The organism is Nocardioides sp. JCM 18998, assembly GCF_055391535.1.
Genome location: NZ_AP043886.1, coordinates 525,676 through 542,532 on the forward strand (window position 1 = coordinate 525,676; position 16,857 = coordinate 542,532).

Consider the following 16,857-nt stretch of genomic DNA (forward strand, 5'->3'; position numbering starts at 1 on the left):
GTGTGAGAGTGCCAGGCACGACGTTAGCACTCACCCACCACGAGTGCCAGGGTCGGTCGTACGCCGAGCCCGTCGCGGCGCCTCGACCGGCCCGGCGTACGTTGTCGTCGTGGATCTCGACGCGTTCGGCTGGCTGCTCACCGACCCGGGGCAGCAGGTGCTCGCCCGTGCGGTCGCGCTGGGCCAGGAGAGCGGCGTCGCGGCATGGGACCCGCTCAAGGCTCAGTCCACGCTGCGGCGCGAGTTCGCCGCGGTCGAGGCGGCGTACGTCGCGGTGGCGATGAGCCAGGCCGAGCTGCGCCGCAGGGCGGTCGCCAAGTTCGGCGACCTCGCGGCCTCGATGTACTTCACGCCCGACGGGCTCGAGCAGGCCACCCGGCTCGCGGTGGCCGAGCACCGGGCCGCGCGGCTGGTGGCCTTCGAGGCCGCCTCCGCGATCGATCTGGGCTGCGGGATCGGCGGTGACCTGGTCGCGATGGCGCGGGCGGGGATCACCACCGCCGGCATCGACCTGGATCCGGAGCGGGTCGCCGTCGCGCGGGCGAACCTCGCCGCGCTGGGCCTGCCGGGTGCGGTGAGCGTGGCGGACGCGATCGAGGTCGACCACTCCCCCTTCGGCGTCGCCTTCGCCGACCCGGCTCGGCGGACCAACAACCGCTCCCGCGGCCGGCTCCTCGACACCGAGGGCTGGACGCCTCCGTGGCCGTTCGTCCTCGACCTCCTGGAGCGCGACGCGTGCGTCAAGGTCGCACCGGGCATCCCGCACGACCTCATCCCGCCAGGAGTCGAGGCGGAGTTCGTCAGCGACCACGGCGAGGTGAAGGAGGCCGCGCTCTGGTCCGGCGGCCTGGCCACCGTGCGCCGGCGCGCCACCGTGCTGGGCGACGGTGGTCTGGCCACCCTGACCTCCGACGAGGCACCCGCGCTCGGGGAGGGCGGCGTGGACGTACGCACCGTCGGGGAGTTCCTCTACGAGCCCGACGGCGCCGTCATCCGGGCCGGCCTGGTGACCGCTGTCGCCTCCGGCGTCGGCGGTGGCCTGCTGGACGAACAGATCGCCTACGTCACCGGCGACGAGGCGTTCCGTACGCCCTTCGCCCGGGGGTACCGCGTCCTCGAGGAGCTGCCCTACCGCGAGCGGGCCCTACGCGCCGCGCTGCGCGAGCGCGGCATCGGCCGCCTGACGATCAAGAAGCGCGGCGTCGCCGTGGTCCCCGAGGAGCTGCGCCGCCGGCTCTCGCTCCAGGGCCCCAACGAGGCCACCATCGTGCTGACCCGTGTCGCCGACGAGGGCACCTGCCTGCTGGTCCAGCCGATCCCCGCCACGGGTGTCGCGGCATGAGCGAGACGACGTACGAGCCCTCGCCGCAGCGCTGGATCGCGTTGATCGTGTGCTGCAGCGCCATGTTCATGACCCTGCTCGACGTATCGGTGACCAACGTCGCGCTGCCCTCGATCGGACGGGCCACCGGCGCCGGCCCGTCCGGGCTGCAGTGGGTGATCAGCGGCTACACCCTCGCCTTCGGGATGGTGCCGGTGCTCGGCGGCCGGCTCGGCGACGACCAGGGCCGACGCAAGATGTTCCAGATCGGGGTCATCGGCTTCGTCGTGACCTCCGCGCTCTCCGGCGTCGCGCCGTCGGTCGGGCTCCTGATCGTGGCTCGTGTCCTGCAGGGCGTCTTCGGCGGGCTGATCAACCCGCAGGTCTCCGGCCTGGTGCAGAGCCTCTTCCGCGGACCCGAGCGCGGACGCGCCTTCGGCGTGCTGGGCACCACCGTCGGCGTCGGCACCGCGCTCGGACCGATCGTCGGCGGCGCGCTGATCGCCCTCGGCGGGCCGGACTGGGGCTGGCGGCTGGTCTTCTTCATCAACGTCCCGATCGGCGTGTTGGTCATCGCGCTCGCCCGCCGGCTCCTGCCACCGGACACCCCGAGCGGCAAGCACCGGCTCGACATCATCGGCGCGCTGATGCTCGGCGCGGCGACCTTCTGCATCCTCTTCGCGGCCGTCCAGTACGACGCCGTGCGCGATCTGCGGCTGCTCTGGCTGGCGCTGCCCGCGACCGTCCTGCTGGTCGCCTTCTGGCGACGCGAGAGGCGGCTCACCGACCGGCGCGCCGATCCGCTGGTCGATCTGCGGCTGTTCCGGCAGCGCTCCTACACCCCCGGCATCCTGCTGGCGATCACGTTCTTCCCCGCCCAGGCCGGCCTGCCGCTGGTGATGGCGCTCTACTACCAGCAGGGCCTCGGCTACTCGGCCCTGCAGTCCGCCCTCGGGGTGACCGCCTTCGCGGTCGGCAGCGCGGTGGGCGCCCCGACGGCCGGGCGCTTCGTCGTGCGGCTCGGGCGTCCGCTGGTCGTGGGCGCCGCGACCGCGTTCGGCATCGGCGCCGGTGCGCTGGCCCTGGTCGCCTGGCACGCGCCGGCTCACCACGCCACCCTCGCGCTGGCACCGCCGCTGTTCGTGATGGGCGTCGCGTCCGGGTGCCTGATCACGCCCAACCAGACCCTCACCCTCGCCGACGTCGACCCGGTCGTCGGCAGCACCGCCGGGGGCGTGCTGCAGACCGCGCAGCGGATCGGTCTCGCGATCGGCCAGGGCGTCATCGGTGCCGTCTTCTTCGCCGCCGTCAGCGGGCGCAGCGGCGCGACGGCGTACGGCCACGCGGTGGCCGCCGCGGTGGTCGCGGCGCTCTGCTTCGTCGCCCTCGCGATCACGATCGGCGTCAGCGACCTGATCCGCAACGGACGCCGCCTGCCCACCGCGTGAGACGCGCGTCTCACCCCGTGGGTGACAGTTGTCAGGGGCCCCGCATGAGGTTGGTCGTGAATACCCCTGAGCGACCCCTGAGATGCCCCTGAGCCAGCAGCAATCGTCACCTGGCTCGGATACTTTGAGTTCTATGTTCGGAGCTCTAGGACGCCTTGCCGCGCGTCGACCCTGGTACATCATCGGCTCATGGGTGGTCCTCACCGTCCTCGTGGTGGCGTTCGCGCCCGGCCTGAAGTCCACGACCGACCAGTCGGACTTCCTGCCCAGCCACTACGAGTCGATCCAGGCGACGAACCTGATGACCGACGCGTTCCCACAGCACAACGACTCCGGCGCCACGATCGTCTTCTCGCGCACGGACGGCAGCGCGCTGACCGCCGACGACCTGGCGAAGGCGGGCACGATCTCGAAGGGTCTCGACCTCGGTGACGACTTCACCGACGTGAGCGACGTGACGCCGTCGGCGAGCAAGCAGGTCGCGATCGTCAACGTCGGCATCGGCCGCGACGTCACCGGTCAGGACCAGAAGGACTTCGACCAGGTCGTCGACATGCGCGACCAGCTGACGGCCGCGACCAAGGGCACCGACCTCAAGGCACAGACGACGGGCACGCTCCCCCAGTCGTACGACCAGGCGCAGTCCGGTCAGAGCGCCGAGGCGATCGTCATGCTCGCCACCATCCTGCTGATCCTCGTCCTGCTGGGCGTGATCTTCCGCAGCGTGCTCGCCGCGATCACCCCGATCATCATCGTCGGCGTCGTGTTCGCCGTCGCGAACGGCTTCATCGGGATCGCGGCCGATGTCTTCAACCTCAAGGCGGACAGCTCGCTGACCGTCATCCTCGGCGTGGTCCTGTTCGGCATCGGCACCGACTACTTCCTGTTCTACCTCTTCCGGTTCCGTGAGCTGCGCCGCAAGGGCGCCGAGCACCGGGAGGCCATCCTCGGGGGCGTCGAGCGTGCCGGCGAGGCGATCGCCTCGGCGGGCGGCGCGGTCATCGTCGCGTTCCTGACGCTGTCCCTCTCCTCGCTCGGCATGTTCCGCTCGATGGGTCCGGCCCTCGCGATCGCCGTCGCCGTCATGCTCCTCGCCGCCCTGACCCTGGTCCCTGCCGTCGTCAACGTCCTGGGCAAGGCCTTCTTCTGGCCCTCGAAGAAGTGGGCCCAGGAGCCGAAGGGCAGCCGCGGCTTCGACGCCATCGGTCGCTCCCTCGGCAAGCGCCCGGCGCGGTACGCGATGGCCTCCGGCGGCCTGCTCGTGATCCTCACGCTCTTCATCAGCGGCTTCAACCCGAGCTTCGACCTCGGCTCCTCGCAGTCGGCCTCGAACGTCGAGTCGGCGCAGGCGACCAAGACGATGGAGGACGGCGGCCTGTCGGCCGGCGCCACCCAGCCGACGCCGGTCCTGCTCACCTCGGACAGCAAGCTGGACCCGGCCACGTTCCCCGCCTTCTCCGCGGCGCTCGCCAAGACCCCCGGCGTCGCCTCCGTCGCTCCTCAGCCGATCGCCTCGCCTGACGGCAAGACCGAGATGTTCATCGTGACGCTGAAGGACGACCCGTCCTCCGACGAGGCGATCTCCACGGTGAAGAACGACCTGCGCCCCACGGCGCACGAGGCCGCGCCGGCCGGCAGCACCGCGAAGGTCGGTGGCATCACCTCGGTCTTCGTCGACTTCCAGGCCGCGATGAACCGCGACTACCGGGTCGTCTTCCCGGTCGCGGCGATCATCATCATGCTGATCCTCGGCCTGGTTCTGCGCTCGCTGGTCGCGCCCTGGTACCTCATGCTCTCGGTCGCGCTCGGCTTCGGCGCCACCCTCGGCTCTGCGGTCATCGTCTTCCAGCACATCAAGGGCGACGAGGGCCTGCTCTTCATGCTGCCGATCATGATCTACCTGTTCGTGGTGGCACTCGGCACGGACTACAACATCCTGATGCTGACCCGGCTGCGTGAGGAGGCCCGTGCGGGCAGGGAGCCGCGTGAGGCGGCGGCCGAGGCGATCAAGCACGGCGGGCCGACCATCGCGGTCGCCGGCCTGATCCTGGCAGGCACGTTCGCCTCGCTGATGCTCGGTGGCAACAGCTTCCTGCTGACGCTCGGCTTCTCGATCGCCTTCGGCATCGTGATCGCCGCCTTCGTGATGGCGATGTTCTTCACGCCCGCGATCACCGCGCTGCTCGGCCACCGCGCCTGGTGGCCCGGCCACGCGGACGAGGCGAAGATGTCCGAGAGCGAGCTGGTCGAGGCCGAGGCCTGAGCACCGCCTCAGCCTGCTGATCGGGGCGTCACCCTTCGGGGTGGCGCCCCGATCGCCGTCGAGGGGTCAGCTGTTGCGGGTCGGGGCGTCACCTGTTGCGGCGCGAGTAACCGGCGAACTGGACACTCGAGCCGCGAGAAGTGACCTCTCGACCCTTCAGGCCAGGACGTGGGTGACCGGCTGGGAGGAGTCCGCCGGAAGGTCGAGCGCGGAGGGCGTACGGCCGCGGGCGACCATCTCCGAGCCGAGCGCGGCGACCATCGCGCCGTTGTCGGTGCAGAGCCCGGGCCGCGGGACGCGGACCCGGATGCCCAGCGTGGTGGCGCGCTCCTCGGCGAGCACCCGCAGGCGCGAGTTGGCCGCCACCCCGCCGCCGATGACGATCTCGTCGATCCCCTCCGAGGAGGCCGCGTCGAGGGCCTTGCGGACCAGCACGTCGCAGACCGCCTCCTGGAAGGAGGCGGCGACGTCGGCGACCGGGACCGGCTCGCCGCTGCGCTCGCGGGCCTCGACCCAGCGGGCGACGGCGGTCTTGAGGCCGGAGAACGAGAAGTCGAAGCGGTGTCGCTCCAGGTCCTTCCTGGTGGTCAGGCCGCGCGGGAAGTCGATCGCGATCGAGGAGCCGGAGACGGCCGTACGGTCGATGATCGGCCCGCCCGGGAAGCCGAGCCCGAGCAGGCGCGCGACCTTGTCGAAGGCCTCCCCTGCTGCGTCGTCGATGGTGGCGCCCATCGGCTGGATGTCACCGGTGACGTCGCCGACCCGCAGCAGCGAGGAGTGCCCGCCGGAGACCAGCATCGCAAGACACGGCTCGGGCAGCGCGCCGTGCTGGAGCTGGTCGACGGCGACGTGGGCGGCGAGGTGGTTCACGCCGTAGATCGGCTTGTCGAGACCGATCGCGAGCGCCTTGGCGGCCGCCACGCCGACCAGCAGGGCGCCGGCCAGGCCGGGACCCGCGGTGACAGCGATGGCGTCGACGTCGCGCAGCTTGATGCCGGCGGTGTCACAGGCCCGCTCGATGGTCGGGACCATCGCCTCGAGATGCGCCCGCGAGGCGACCTCGGGGACGACGCCACCGAACCGCGCGTGCTCCTCGACGCTGCTGGCGACCGCGTCGGCGAGCAGGGTGTGCCCGCGGACGATGCCGATGCCCGTCTCGTCGCAGGAGGTCTCGATGCCGAGGACCAGAGGTTCGGACGTCATGGGGTCATTGTGCCGTGGGCACCGGCTCCATCGAGAACGGCATCCGCCCGTGACCCTTGCGACGCATGCCTGTCACATGGTCCTTTTACTGTCTGGTTCGTTCACCTCCCATTCACCTCTCCTTCGCTCGGAGGCCCTTTCCATGAGATTCAACCGTCCGACCGTTGCGATCGCCGCCAGTGCGGTGGTCGCGACGATGCTGGTCCCCGGCGCCCCGGCCCGGGCAGTCACCCCGTCCGCGCCCTCGGAGACCTTCACGATGGACGTCCACCAGGACGGCACCGTGACCGCTCCGACCGACGGCGAGGCGATCCCGAACATCGACTCGGTGAAGTCCACGCTGCGCGCCTACTACGGCACCGGCTCGACCAAGCAGACCGACCCGGCGTACGCCTACGCCACCGACGGACAGGACGGGGACGACAGCGCGGCGGTGCCCGCGACCACCTACCTGCCGAACCTCACCGACTCGGCCTACGCGACCAACACGAAGGCCGTGGCCGCGAAGATCCTGGACGCGCTCCCGGACAATCCGGCGACGAGCAACGCCGCCGTCGTCTTCGACGTCGACTCCACGCTGCTCAGCGACTACGGCAACGAGGAGGACATGGCCTTCAACTACTCCCCTGCCGTGAACGCGATCTGGGTCAACCATGAGCTCTTCCCGGCCGTGGCCGGCATGGTCGACGCCCTCAAGACCCTGCACGCCGAGGGCTACGCCATCTACGGCATCACCGGGCGCCCGTACAACCAGGAGGACGCCACCATCGGCAACCTCACCAAGGTCGGCTTCACCAGCGACGGCACCCCCACCGGCACGCCGCTGTTCGACAACGACAACCTGTTCACGAAGTGGAACACGGCCGACCCGGCTGCCAAGCCGGCCTACATCGGCGACTGCACGCTGTCGACGACCTGCAACACGGTCGAGTACAAGGCCAACACCCGCAAGCACATCGAGGCCGCGTCCACGGACAACGGCGGCCTCGGCAAGGACATCGTCCTCAACGTCGGTGACCAGTGGAGCGACCTCGAGGGCGGGTACGCGGACAAGACCCAGAAGCTGCCCAACCCGAGCTACTTCCTGCCCGCCGCCGACATCGCGGGCGCGCCGGCCGGCGACAGCGCGATGGTGCTGCCGACGACGTACACGATGAAGCCGGACGGCTCCAGCGGCACGACCGTGACCGACGGCGACGCGATCCCCAACGAGGGTGCCGTCGTCAAGCTCATCCGGGCCTACTACGCCGCCCCGGCGGGCATCGCCGACAAGACGACGTCCCCGTACATCACCCAGCTGAGCACCCTCGAGCACAGCTGGACGGCGACGATCACCACGTCGTGCCAGCGGGGCGTCGCCAAGGCTGCGGCCGTCCGTCTGGCCGGCGACAAGGCATCGGCCGAGCTCACCGGCGATGCGAAGGCGCTGAGCAAGGCCCAGCGGGCCCTCGCCCGGGCGAAGAAGCAGCTCGCTCAGGCCAAGCGACACCACAACGCGAGGTCACGCGTGGTGCAGCGGAAGAAGCTGGCCGTGCAGAAGGCCCACCGCACGCTCGCGAAGGCGCGTGCCGCCCTGGCGACGGACCGCGCCGCGGTGACCGCCGCCCGCCTGGCCAAGGACCCCGCCGTGGTCTTCGACGCCGATGACACCACCCTGTGGACCTACGACATGGAGGACGGCAACCCGACGGCGGCGCACGCGGGCATGCAGTTCAACTTCAACCCCACGCTGCAGAACGACTGGGTGCAGAACAAGTGGTTCGCCGCGACGCCGGGGATGCCGGCGCTGGTCAAGGCGGTCGCTGCCGCCGGCTGCACGGTGATCGGACTGACCGGTCGCAACACCGCCCAGCAGGACGCGACCATCGCCAACCTCACCCAGGAGGGGTACGTCGATGCCGCCGGCAAGCCGCTGTTCACGGCCGCGCACTACTACACGAAGTGGCTGAGCACCGCGACCCCGCCGGCGTACATCACCTGCGTGGACCGGGCGAAGTGCACCACGATCGAGTACAAGTCCGGCACCCGCCGCTACCTGGAGAACCAGAAGGGCCTCGACATCGTGGCCAACCTGGGCGACCAGTTCTCCGACCTGAAGGGCGGATACGCGGACGCCACCTTCAAGCTGCCGAACCCGACGTACTACCTGCCCTGACCCGTGCGTGAGAGGGCGCCCAGCGCCCTCTCACGCACTGATCAACGGCAGCTGCAGGATGATCGCGGTGGTCCCGTCGCGGTAGTAGCGCAGCCGCCGGTCGATCTCGACGAAGCCGGCGCGCTCGTAGAACGCGAGCGCGCCGGTGTTCGTCTCACGTACCTCCAGCAGGAGACGCTCCGCCTCCCGGCCGATCGCCTCGGCCCGTACGGCCGCCAGCAGCTCGCCCGCCACGCCCCGGCGCCGCAGCGCGGGCGTGACGGCGATCCGCTGGAGCTCGGCGATCTCGAAGACGATCGAGGTGATCGCATGAGCGACGATCACGTCCGCGTCGTCGATCGCGACGTGCAGGACGGTGCCGTGCAGGAGCCCGGCGACGCCCTCGGCGAGGTAGCCGGCCGGCCACGCGTCGGCCGGGAACGCCTCGGCCTCGAGGTCGGCGATCGCCTCGACGTCGGCCGCCTCGGCGCGCCGGATCCTCATCGCTCGGCGGACGCCACCGCGTCGGGCCGGCGCAGGTAGAGCGGCTCGGGGTCGATCAGGTCGACCAGCTCCTCGGTGACCGCGCGCGCCATCCAGCCCGCGGAGGGCCGGGTGGGGCCGAACGCGTTCGGGAACGCATCGGGGTAGAGCAGCGCGCCCTCGCCCGCGACCGGCTGGTCGGTCGCGGCGTCGGCGGGGCGGATCACCTGCGGGCCGTCGAGGCGGCGGCCGAGCTCGTCGTAGGAGGCGAGGTAGACCTCCTTGCGGCGCGCGTCGGTGGCGACGGTGAAGGGCCCGGGGGTCCTCTCGCGATCGCCGCCGGCTACGCACTCGGCGGCGATCACGTCGAGCGAGCAGACGGCGTACACCGGGATCTCGAGGGCGAAGCCGAGCGTACGGGCGGTGACCAGGCCGACGCGCAGGCCGGTGAACGGGCCCGGTCCCGCGCCGACGGCGATCGCGGTCAGGTCCTGACGGACGGCGCCCGCCCGGGTGAGCGCCTCGGCGATGAGGGGCGCGAGCTGCTCGCCGTGCTTCATCGCACGATCGGAGATGAGCTCGGCGATCACCTCCTCACCGTCGTGGAGGGCGACGCTGACCTGTGGGGTCGCGGTGTCGAAGGCCAGCAGCAGGGTCACGATGATGCTCCCGTCAGGTCGTCGAACGACAGGTCGTGCCAGCGCGGGCCGACCGGGGTGATCTCGACGCGGCGCGGGTCCTCGTCGCCGTCGAGCTCCTCGACGGTGAGCGCCCGCACGATCCGGACCTCGAGGCGGGACTCGGCGAGCCCCTCGGCCAGCCCGGTCCCCCACTCGACCACCGTCACGGCGTCCTCCAGATCGGTGTCGAGGTCGAGGTCGTCGAGCTCGGCCATGCCACCGAGGCGGTAGGCGTCGACGTGCACGAGGTCGGGGCCGTCGACCTCGCTCGGGTGCACCCGGGCGATCACGAAGGTCGGCGAGGTGACACCGCCGCGCACACCCAGCCCCTCGCCGAGCCCCTGGGTGAAGGTGGTCTTGCCGGCGCCGAGCTCGCCACTGAGCACCAGCAGGTCGCCGGGCCGCAGCTGCCTGGCCAGGGCACGGCCGAGGGCACGCATCTCGTCGGCGTCGTCGACCTCCTCGACGTGGGTGCGCAGGGGGCGGCGCATCTCGACGTACGGCGAGCGGCGGGCGATCTCGCGGAAGCCGGCACGCTGCCAGAAGCGGACCGTGCGGGGCAGCTCCTCCCGGGCCACGACCGTGAGGTCCTCGAACCCCTCGGAGGCGGCGACCGCGGCGTCGATCATCGCGTGCGCGATGCCATGCCCCTGGCGGTCGGGAAGGACGGCGAAGCGGCGCAGGAAGACCGTACGGCCGACGGGGTCGAGGATCAGCGTGCCGACCGGCTCACCGTCGACCGAGGCGATCAGCCCGCCGCCCTCGACGAGCTGGATGCCGATCGACGCGACGGTCTCGTGCAGCGCGTCCGCGGGCGGGTCGAGCGGCGGACGGACCGAGAACGCGGCCAGCACGATGCGCAGGACGTCGGCGGCGGCCTCGGAGCCGACCCGGCGTACGTCGACCTTGACGTCGAGGTGGTGGTTCACGCCTGCTCCGCCTCGGCGAGAAGCTGGTCGAGCGCGGCGTTGACCTGACCGTGACGCTCCATGATGACCATGTGGCCGGCCCGAGGACACTCCACCAGCGTGGATCCGGGGATGCGGCTGTGCAGCTTGCGGCTGTGACCGATCGCGGTGAGCCGGTCCTCCGTGCCGCACACGATGGTGGTCGGGATGGCGCCGAGGATGCCGACGTACTCGAACTTGTCCATGTCCCGGAAGCCGGAGAAGAACTGCGCGACGACCTGGAACGGCGTCATCGCGATCATGTCGTTGACGTAGGAGACGTAGCCCTCGGGCACCTCGTCGCCGAAGGCGAAGGCGTCGGTGACGACGCTGGCGAAGGTGGCGCCGACGCGGCGCACGCCGTCGACGGCCTTGTGGCCGCGCGCGAGCGTCCTGACGGCGCCGTCGGCGAGCCCGGCGCCGACCTTGGCCGGGATCATCGGCATCAGGACGCGGGCCGGGTCGAGGCCGCCGGCGGTCGTCGAGATCAGCGCCGCGCCGACGATCCGGCCGCCCTGGCTGCGCGGCTTGAAGAGCTCGGGGTGCTGCTCGGCGAGCGCGACGATCGTCATGCCGCCCATCGAGTGGCCGACCAGGACGATCGGGCCCTCGGGGACGAACGCGTCGAGCACCTGGAGCAGGTCGTGGCCGAGCTGGTCGATGGTCGCGTTCTCGCGGGTCGAGCGGCCGCTGCGGCCGTGCGAGCGCTGGTCGTAGTAGACGCTGCGGACCAGGCCCCGGTAGGCGGCGCGCTGGAAGTGCCAACAGTCCAGGTTGAGCGTGTAGCCGTGCACGAAGACCAGCGTCAGCGGGGAGCCCTCGGGACCCGCCTCGTCGATCTCGACGTGGAGGTCGACGCCGTCCTCGGTGATGACGTGGTGCGGTGAGGTGTTGAGCGAGCCGAAGACCGTCTTCTTGGCGCTGGTGCGACGCGAGACGAGCTGGCGGCGGCGACGGCTCACGTCGAGGACACCACCGACCGCAGCCGCCCCGGCCGCTCCGGCGGCGATCGCCGCGATCTTCTTGGTCATGCTCACGCGGTTACCTCGCTGTCGATGTGCCGGCGGCTCAGCCGGCCTCCGAGTCGGGTCACGATCTCGTAGCTGATCGTGCCGATCACCTGCGCCCACTCCTCGGCGGTCGGCTCCCCCTGGGTCCCCGGGCCCCACAGCAGCACCTCGCTGCCCGGCTCCGGGGTGTCGCCGCCGAGGTCGACCACGAACTGGTCCATGCAGATCGCGCCGCGGATCGGCCGGCGTGAGCCGGCGACCAGGACCTCCGCGCCGGGCGACGAGCGACGAGCGATGCCCTCGGCGTAGCCGACCGGGACCAGCCCCAGGGTGGTCGCCTCCGCGGCCGTCCAGCGCCGTCCGTACGACACCGCGGCGCCGGCGTCGACGTGCTTCACCAGCGCCAGCTCGGCGCGCAGGGTCATCGCCGGGACCAGGCCGACGTCGTGTCGGCCCGGGGCCGGGTCGAGGCCGTACGACGCGATGCCGCAACGGACCAGGTCATAGCGGCTGCTCGGGCGCAGGATGGCTGCGGCGGAGTTGGCCAGGTGGCGTACCTCCGGCCTCAGGCCGGCCTCGGTGGCGACGGCGAGGGCCTCCTCGAAGACCTTCTCCTGCTCGGCGTTGGCCGGGTCCTCGGGCACCTCGCTGCTGGCGAAGTGGGACCAGACTCCGGTGACCCTCCAGGTGCCGGCCTGCTCGCCGACGCGCGCGCGGGCCACCACGTCGGGCCACTCGGCGAGGGTGGCGCCCCCACGGGAGAGGCCGGTGTCGACCTTGAGCTGCACGCGGGGCGTCGCGCCGTCGCCGGCGCGGGTGGCCGCCTCGGCGATCCGGTCGAGCTCGGCCACGGTGTAGGCGGTGACGTCGATGCCCTGGGCCAGGGCGGGGGCCAGGTCGTCGGCGGGCACGGTCAGCCAGCAGAGCACCCGGCCGGTGTCCCCGGCCGCGCGCAGCGCGAGCGCCTCGTCGACGGTGGCCACGCCGAGCCAGTCGGCGCCGGCCTCGCGGGCCGCACGCGCGGACTCGACCATGCCGTGGCCGTACCCGTCCGCCTTGACGACCGTCATCATCGCGACCCCGGCCATCGCCTTGAGCGTGGCGACGTTGTGGCGGATCGCGGCGAGGTCGACGACGATCTCGGCCCGGGTCATGGCGTCAGTCTTTCATTCCCCCGCCGACGGACCCAGTCAGGGCGCGGATCGCCGCAGGCAGGTGGCGGGCGACGTCGCCCGCCACGATCGGGCCTCCGTCGGAGGCGAGGGTGGCGGCGGAGCCGTGCAGCCAGGCTCCGGCGCTGGCCGCGTCGAGTGGGCTGAGGCCCGCCGCCAGCAACGAGCCGATGAGGCCGGCGAGCACGTCGCCCGCTCCCGCGGTGGCGAGGTACGGGGTGCCGGTGGTGTTGATCCGGATGCGGCCGTCGGGGGTGGCGATGACGGTGCGGCGCCCCTTGAGCAGCACGACGGCGCCGTAGGTCGCGGCCGCCTCGCGGGCGAAGTGCAGCGGACGGGCCTCGACCTCCGTGCGCTCGCCCTGGAGCATCGCGGACAGCTCACCGGCGTGCGGCGTCAGGACGCACCCTCGGACATCGAGCCTGCCCCGATCCGCGCCGAGCTGCCCCAGCGCGTCGGCGTCGATCACGACCGGCACGTCGTCGCCGAGCGCTTCGCGCAGGTGCTGCTCGGCGTCGGTGTCGGTGCCCGATCCGACCACCCAGGCCTGCACCCTCCCGGCGCCGACGACCTCGGGATGGGCGGCCTTCACCCGGTCGGCGGCGGAGCCGACGTAGCGGACCATCCCGGCGACGCCGGCGCTCGCCCCGCCGACGGCGAGCAGCGCGGCGCCCGGGTAGCGCCCGCTGCCGGCGCGCACGCCGACGACGCCACGGGTGTACTTGTGCGACGCCGGGGTCGGGCGCGGCAGCATGCGGGCGACGTCGGCGGCCTGCAGGCTCTCGACCGCCGCGTCGGGGAGCGACAGACCGAGGTCGACCAGCTCGACCACGCCGCAGTCCAGCGCGGCCGGATCGGCGAGGTGGGCGATCTTGTGGGTGCCGAAGGTGACGGTCAGGTCGGCCTGCAGCGCCATCCCGCGGCGCTCGCCGGTGTCGCAGTCCAGGCCGCTGGGCAGGTCGACCGCCACGAACGGGATCGACCGGTGGATCGGGATGACCGCCTCGGCGACCTCCGCCGGCAGCCCGGGACGCCCGCCGATGCCGAGGATGCCGTCGACGACCACGTCGGCCGACCCCGCGGAGAGCGGCCGCGGCGGACGGATCCGTCCGCCGGCCGTACGGAGCGCCGCGAGCCCTGCCTCGTGGGCGCGCCCGAGCAGGATCCAGGCCTCGACGGAGGCGCCGCGCCGGGCCAGGTGCGCGCCGGCGTACAGCGCGTCACCGCCGTTGTCGCCCGGTCCGACGAGCAGGACGACGCGGCGGCCATAGGCGCCTCCGAGGAGCTCCTCGATCGCGTACGCCAGGCCGGTCGCGGCCCGCAGCATCAGGGCGCCCTCCGGGAGCCGGGCCAGGAGCTCCGCCTCGGCGGCGCGGACCTGCTCGACGGTGTGCGCCGACCTCACGACGCCACCCGGGCGGCGCGCCCGCCCCCGGTGAAGGCCTCGTCGAGGGTGACCTCGCGGACGACGTCGAGCCAGGGAGGCGGGTCGGCGGGGCGTTCGGTGCCGCCGTCGAGCTCCGCGACGAGCGTGCCGTCCTCGAACTCGTCCACCGCCAGCGCGAGCCCGCCGCGCTCGACGTGGTGGCGGCGCTTGCGCAGCGTGTGTGCCGGCAGGGTCTCGAGCAGCGCCCACTCCGCGTCGTCGAGGTAGAGCGAGGTGTGCGCGATCACCTCGGGCCCCGCGCCGGCCCGGACCTTGTGGCCGAGTTTGCGCACGGTGTCGCCGCCGGAGCTCATCTCACGCAGCCGCAGCCGGGTGCCGTCGAGGTAGCGGTCGACGATCTCGGAGACCCGGACGACGCCCGCAGGAACCGCCCGGACGAGGAAGCGCCGCTCGGTCTCCAGCTGGGCGTAGGTGTGGCTCACGGACCCAGACTGGCAGATGGTCCTCGCGGCTCGGCCGTGCTGGTCGGTCGGACCGACCGGCCCTCAGCCCTCCAGGACCACCATCGCCGTCGCCACTCCCCCGTCGTGCGACAGCGAGAGGTGCACCGAGGCCACACCCCGCGTCGATGCGGCCTCGGCGACCGTGCCGCGGAGCACGAGGCGCGGGCGGCCCGAGGGCTCGGAGACGACCTCGGCGTCGTGCCAGGCCAGACCCGCCGGCGCGCCCAGCGCCTTGGCGAGCGCCTCCTTCGCGGCGAAGCGGGCCGCCAGCGAGGAGGGCGTACGACCGATCTCGTCGCCCACGAAGAGCCTCTCGGCGAGGCCGGGCGTACGCTCCAGCGACGCGGCGAACCGCTCGATGTCGCAGACGTCGACGCCGATCCCGATGACGCTCACGGCCGCCTCGACCGTGCCGGACGGCCATCTCGACCGTGCGGGAGGGCCGAGTCGCGCATCACTCGACGGTGACGGACTTGGCCAGGTTGCGCGGCATGTCGACGTCGTGACCCATCTGGGTGGCCAGCTCGCAGGCGAAGAGCTGCAGCGGGACCGTCGCGACGAGCGGCTGCAGCAGCACCGGCACCTTCGGCAGGCGGATGAGGATGTCGGCGTACGGCGCGATCGCGCCGTCGCCGTCCTCGGCCAGGCAGATCGTCCGGGCACCGCGGGCGCGGACCTCCTGGATGCCGGAGATCATCTTCTCGTGCAGGTGGTCGCGACCGCGGGGCGGCACGACGCACCAGATCGGGAGACCGTCGGCGACCAGCGCGATCGGGCCGTGCTTGAGCTCGCCCGCGGCGAAGCCCTCGGCGTGGATGTAGGCCAGCTCCTTGAGCTTGAGCGCGCCCTCGAGTGCCACCGGGTAGCCGGCGTGGCGGCCCAGGAAGAGGACCGACGGCGTGCCGAGGAACTGCTTGGCCATCGCGTAGACCTCGTCGGCGCGGGCCAGCACCGTCTCGATATGGGCCGGCATCTGCTCGAGCTGGTCCATCACCTCGCTGATCTCGTCGCCGTAGCGGGTGCCCTTGATCTGGGCGAAGTACAGGCCGAGCAGGTAGCAGGCCACCAGCTGGGTCAGGAAGCCCTTGGTCGAGGCGACGCCGATCTCCGGCCCGGCGTGGGTGTAGATCACCGCGTCGGACTCGCGCGGGATCGTGGAGCCGTTGGTGTTGCAGATCGCGAGCACCTTGGAGCCCTGCGAGCGGGCGTGCCGGATCGCCTGGAGGGTGTCGGCGGTCTCGCCGGACTGGGAGATCGCGACGACGAGGGTGCGCTGGGTCAGGATCGGGTCTCGGTAGCGGAACTCGGAGGCGAGCTCGACCTCGACCGGGATGCGGCACCAGTGCTCGAGGGCGTACTTGGCGACCATGCCCGCGTAGAACGACGTGCCACAGGCGATCACGATGACCTTGTCGATGTCGCGCAGGTCCTCATCCGAGAGGCGGACCTCGTCGAGCTGGAGGCGGCCGGACGCGTCCCGGCGCCCGAGCAGCGAGTCCGCGACCGCGCGCGGCTGCTCGAAGATCTCCTTGCGCATGAACCAGTCGTGACCGTCCTTCTCCGCCGCGGAGAGGTCCCAGTCGACGTGGTAGCGCGTGCCCTCGGCCGGGCTGCCGTCGAAGTTGGTGACCTCGACGCCGTCGCGGGTGATCGTGACGACCTGCGCCTGGCCCAGCTCCATCGCCTCGCGGGTGTGCTCGATGAAGGCGGCGACGTCGGAGCCGAGGAAGTTCTCGCCCTCGCCGAGGCCGACGACGAGCGGGCTGTTGAGGCGGGCGGCGACGACCCGGTCGGGGTCCTGGGCGTCGATCGCGACCAGCGTGAAGGCGCCCTCCATCCGGCGGCACGCGGCCTGCATCGCGCTGGTGAGGTCGACGCCCTTGACCAGCTCGCGCTCGATCAGGTGGGCAGCGACCTCGGTGTCGGTCTCCGAAAGCAGCTCGTGGCCCTCGGCCTCGAGCTCGGCGCGGATCTCGGCGTAGTTCTCGATGATGCCGTTGTGCACCAGCGCGAGCCGCTTGCGCTGTCCGAGGTGGGGGTGGGCGTTGCGGTCGGTCGGCGCGCCGTGCGTGGCCCATCGGGTGTGGCCGATGCCGGTCGTGGACGCCGGCAGCGGCTGCTCCTGGATCGCCTTCTCGAGGTTCGCGAGCTTGCCGGACTTCTTGTCGCTGGCGATCGCACCGTCGTGCACGAGGGCGACGCCGGCGGAGTCGTACCCGCGGTACTCCAGGCGCCGCAGGCCCTCGATGACCACACCCTGCGCCTGCTTGTCGCCGACGTATCCCACGATCCCGCACATGAGGCCG

General features: G+C 72.0%; 14 protein-coding genes. 4 read left to right on the forward strand and 10 right to left on the reverse strand.

What is annotated here, in order from left to right:
- Positions 1 to 109: 109 nt before the first annotated feature.
- The 3 genes from ACZ5L9_RS02470 (at position 110) to ACZ5L9_RS02480 (ending at position 5,032) form a co-directional block, all read left to right on the forward strand.
- Positions 110 to 1,342, forward strand: coding sequence for a class I SAM-dependent methyltransferase (locus tag ACZ5L9_RS02470; protein WP_464533380.1), 1,233 nt, complete (start codon positions 110 to 112; stop codon positions 1,340 to 1,342).
- Complete coding sequence (locus tag ACZ5L9_RS02475) at positions 1,339 to 2,769, forward strand: MFS transporter (protein WP_464533382.1); 1,431 nt, start codon at positions 1,339 to 1,341, stop codon at positions 2,767 to 2,769. Before ACZ5L9_RS02470 ends, ACZ5L9_RS02475 begins: the two co-directional genes overlap by 4 nt.
- Positions 2,770 to 2,962: 193 nt before the next feature.
- Positions 2,963 to 5,032, forward strand: coding sequence for an MMPL family transporter (locus ACZ5L9_RS02480; RefSeq protein WP_464533384.1), 2,070 nt, complete (start codon positions 2,963 to 2,965; stop codon positions 5,030 to 5,032).
- Between the two features lie 156 nt (positions 5,033 to 5,188).
- Here the strand turns inward: ACZ5L9_RS02480 and tsaD are convergent, their stop codons facing one another.
- Positions 5,189 to 6,235, reverse strand: a complete 1,047-nt coding sequence (gene tsaD / locus ACZ5L9_RS02485) for a tRNA (adenosine(37)-N6)-threonylcarbamoyltransferase complex transferase subunit TsaD (RefSeq protein WP_464533387.1) — start codon at positions 6,233 to 6,235, stop codon at positions 5,189 to 5,191.
- Between the two features lie 142 nt (positions 6,236 to 6,377).
- Between tsaD and ACZ5L9_RS02490 the strand changes: the two genes are divergently transcribed.
- Positions 6,378 to 8,390 (forward strand): HAD family acid phosphatase, encoded by a 2,013-nt coding sequence (locus ACZ5L9_RS02490; protein WP_464533390.1) that lies wholly within the window; start codon positions 6,378 to 6,380, stop codon positions 8,388 to 8,390.
- Positions 8,391 to 8,420: 30 nt separating this feature from the next.
- Here ACZ5L9_RS02490 and rimI read toward each other — a convergent pair whose 3' ends face one another.
- The 9 genes from rimI to glmS all read right to left on the reverse strand — a co-directional run bounded on the left by rimI (position 8,421) and on the right by glmS (position 16,850).
- Complete coding sequence (rimI, locus tag ACZ5L9_RS02495; protein WP_464533393.1) at positions 8,421 to 8,873, reverse strand: ribosomal protein S18-alanine N-acetyltransferase; 453 nt, start codon at positions 8,871 to 8,873, stop codon at positions 8,421 to 8,423.
- Positions 8,870 to 9,511, reverse strand: a complete 642-nt coding sequence (tsaB, locus tag ACZ5L9_RS02500) for a tRNA (adenosine(37)-N6)-threonylcarbamoyltransferase complex dimerization subunit type 1 TsaB (protein ID WP_464533395.1) — start codon at positions 9,509 to 9,511, stop codon at positions 8,870 to 8,872. Before tsaB ends, rimI begins: the two co-directional genes overlap by 4 nt.
- Complete coding sequence (tsaE, locus tag ACZ5L9_RS02505; RefSeq protein ID WP_464533398.1) at positions 9,508 to 10,461, reverse strand: tRNA (adenosine(37)-N6)-threonylcarbamoyltransferase complex ATPase subunit type 1 TsaE; 954 nt, start codon at positions 10,459 to 10,461, stop codon at positions 9,508 to 9,510. Before tsaE ends, tsaB begins: the two co-directional genes overlap by 4 nt.
- Complete coding sequence (locus ACZ5L9_RS02510) at positions 10,458 to 11,510, reverse strand: alpha/beta fold hydrolase (protein WP_464533400.1); 1,053 nt, start codon at positions 11,508 to 11,510, stop codon at positions 10,458 to 10,460. The genes tsaE and ACZ5L9_RS02510 overlap by 4 nt, the downstream gene beginning before the upstream one ends.
- Positions 11,511 to 11,512: 2 nt before the next feature.
- A complete protein-coding gene (gene alr / locus ACZ5L9_RS02515; protein ID WP_464533402.1) occupies positions 11,513 to 12,643 on the reverse strand; it encodes an alanine racemase in 1,131 nt (376 codons plus the stop codon).
- A gap of 4 nt (positions 12,644 to 12,647) precedes the next feature.
- A complete protein-coding gene (locus tag ACZ5L9_RS02520) occupies positions 12,648 to 14,066 on the reverse strand; it encodes an NAD(P)H-hydrate dehydratase (RefSeq protein WP_464533404.1) in 1,419 nt (472 codons plus the stop codon).
- Positions 14,063 to 14,530: a CYTH domain-containing protein gene (locus tag ACZ5L9_RS02525; RefSeq protein ID WP_464533406.1), complete on the reverse strand. Its 468-nt coding sequence runs from the start codon at positions 14,528 to 14,530 to the stop codon at positions 14,063 to 14,065. The genes ACZ5L9_RS02520 and ACZ5L9_RS02525 overlap by 4 nt, the downstream gene beginning before the upstream one ends.
- A 63-nt stretch (positions 14,531 to 14,593) precedes the next feature.
- On the reverse strand, positions 14,594 to 14,947 hold the full coding sequence (locus tag ACZ5L9_RS02530; RefSeq protein WP_464533408.1) for a holo-ACP synthase: 354 nt from the start codon (positions 14,945 to 14,947) through the stop codon (positions 14,594 to 14,596).
- 58 nt (positions 14,948 to 15,005) lie between these two features.
- On the reverse strand, positions 15,006 to 16,850 hold the full coding sequence (glmS, locus tag ACZ5L9_RS02535; protein WP_464533411.1) for a glutamine--fructose-6-phosphate transaminase (isomerizing): 1,845 nt from the start codon (positions 16,848 to 16,850) through the stop codon (positions 15,006 to 15,008).
- Between the last annotated feature and the right edge of the window lie 7 nt (positions 16,851 to 16,857).

Coding starts and splice junctions, on each gene's coding strand:
- ACZ5L9_RS02475 (WP_464533382.1), top strand. CDS start 1,339: ATGAGCGAGACGACGTACGAGCCCTCGCCGCAGCGCTGGATCGCGTTG.
- tsaD (WP_464533387.1), bottom strand. CDS start 6,235: ATGACGTCCGAACCTCTGGTCCTCGGCATCGAGACCTCCTGCGACGAG.
- ACZ5L9_RS02490 (WP_464533390.1), top strand. CDS start 6,378: ATGAGATTCAACCGTCCGACCGTTGCGATCGCCGCCAGTGCGGTGGTC.
- rimI (WP_464533393.1), bottom strand. CDS start 8,873: ATGAGGATCCGGCGCGCCGAGGCGGCCGACGTCGAGGCGATCGCCGAC.
- ACZ5L9_RS02510 (WP_464533400.1), bottom strand. CDS start 11,510: ATGACCAAGAAGATCGCGGCGATCGCCGCCGGAGCGGCCGGGGCGGCT.
- alr (WP_464533402.1), bottom strand. CDS start 12,643: ATGACCCGGGCCGAGATCGTCGTCGACCTCGCCGCGATCCGCCACAAC.
- glmS (WP_464533411.1), bottom strand. CDS start 16,850: ATGTGCGGGATCGTGGGATACGTCGGCGACAAGCAGGCGCAGGGTGTG.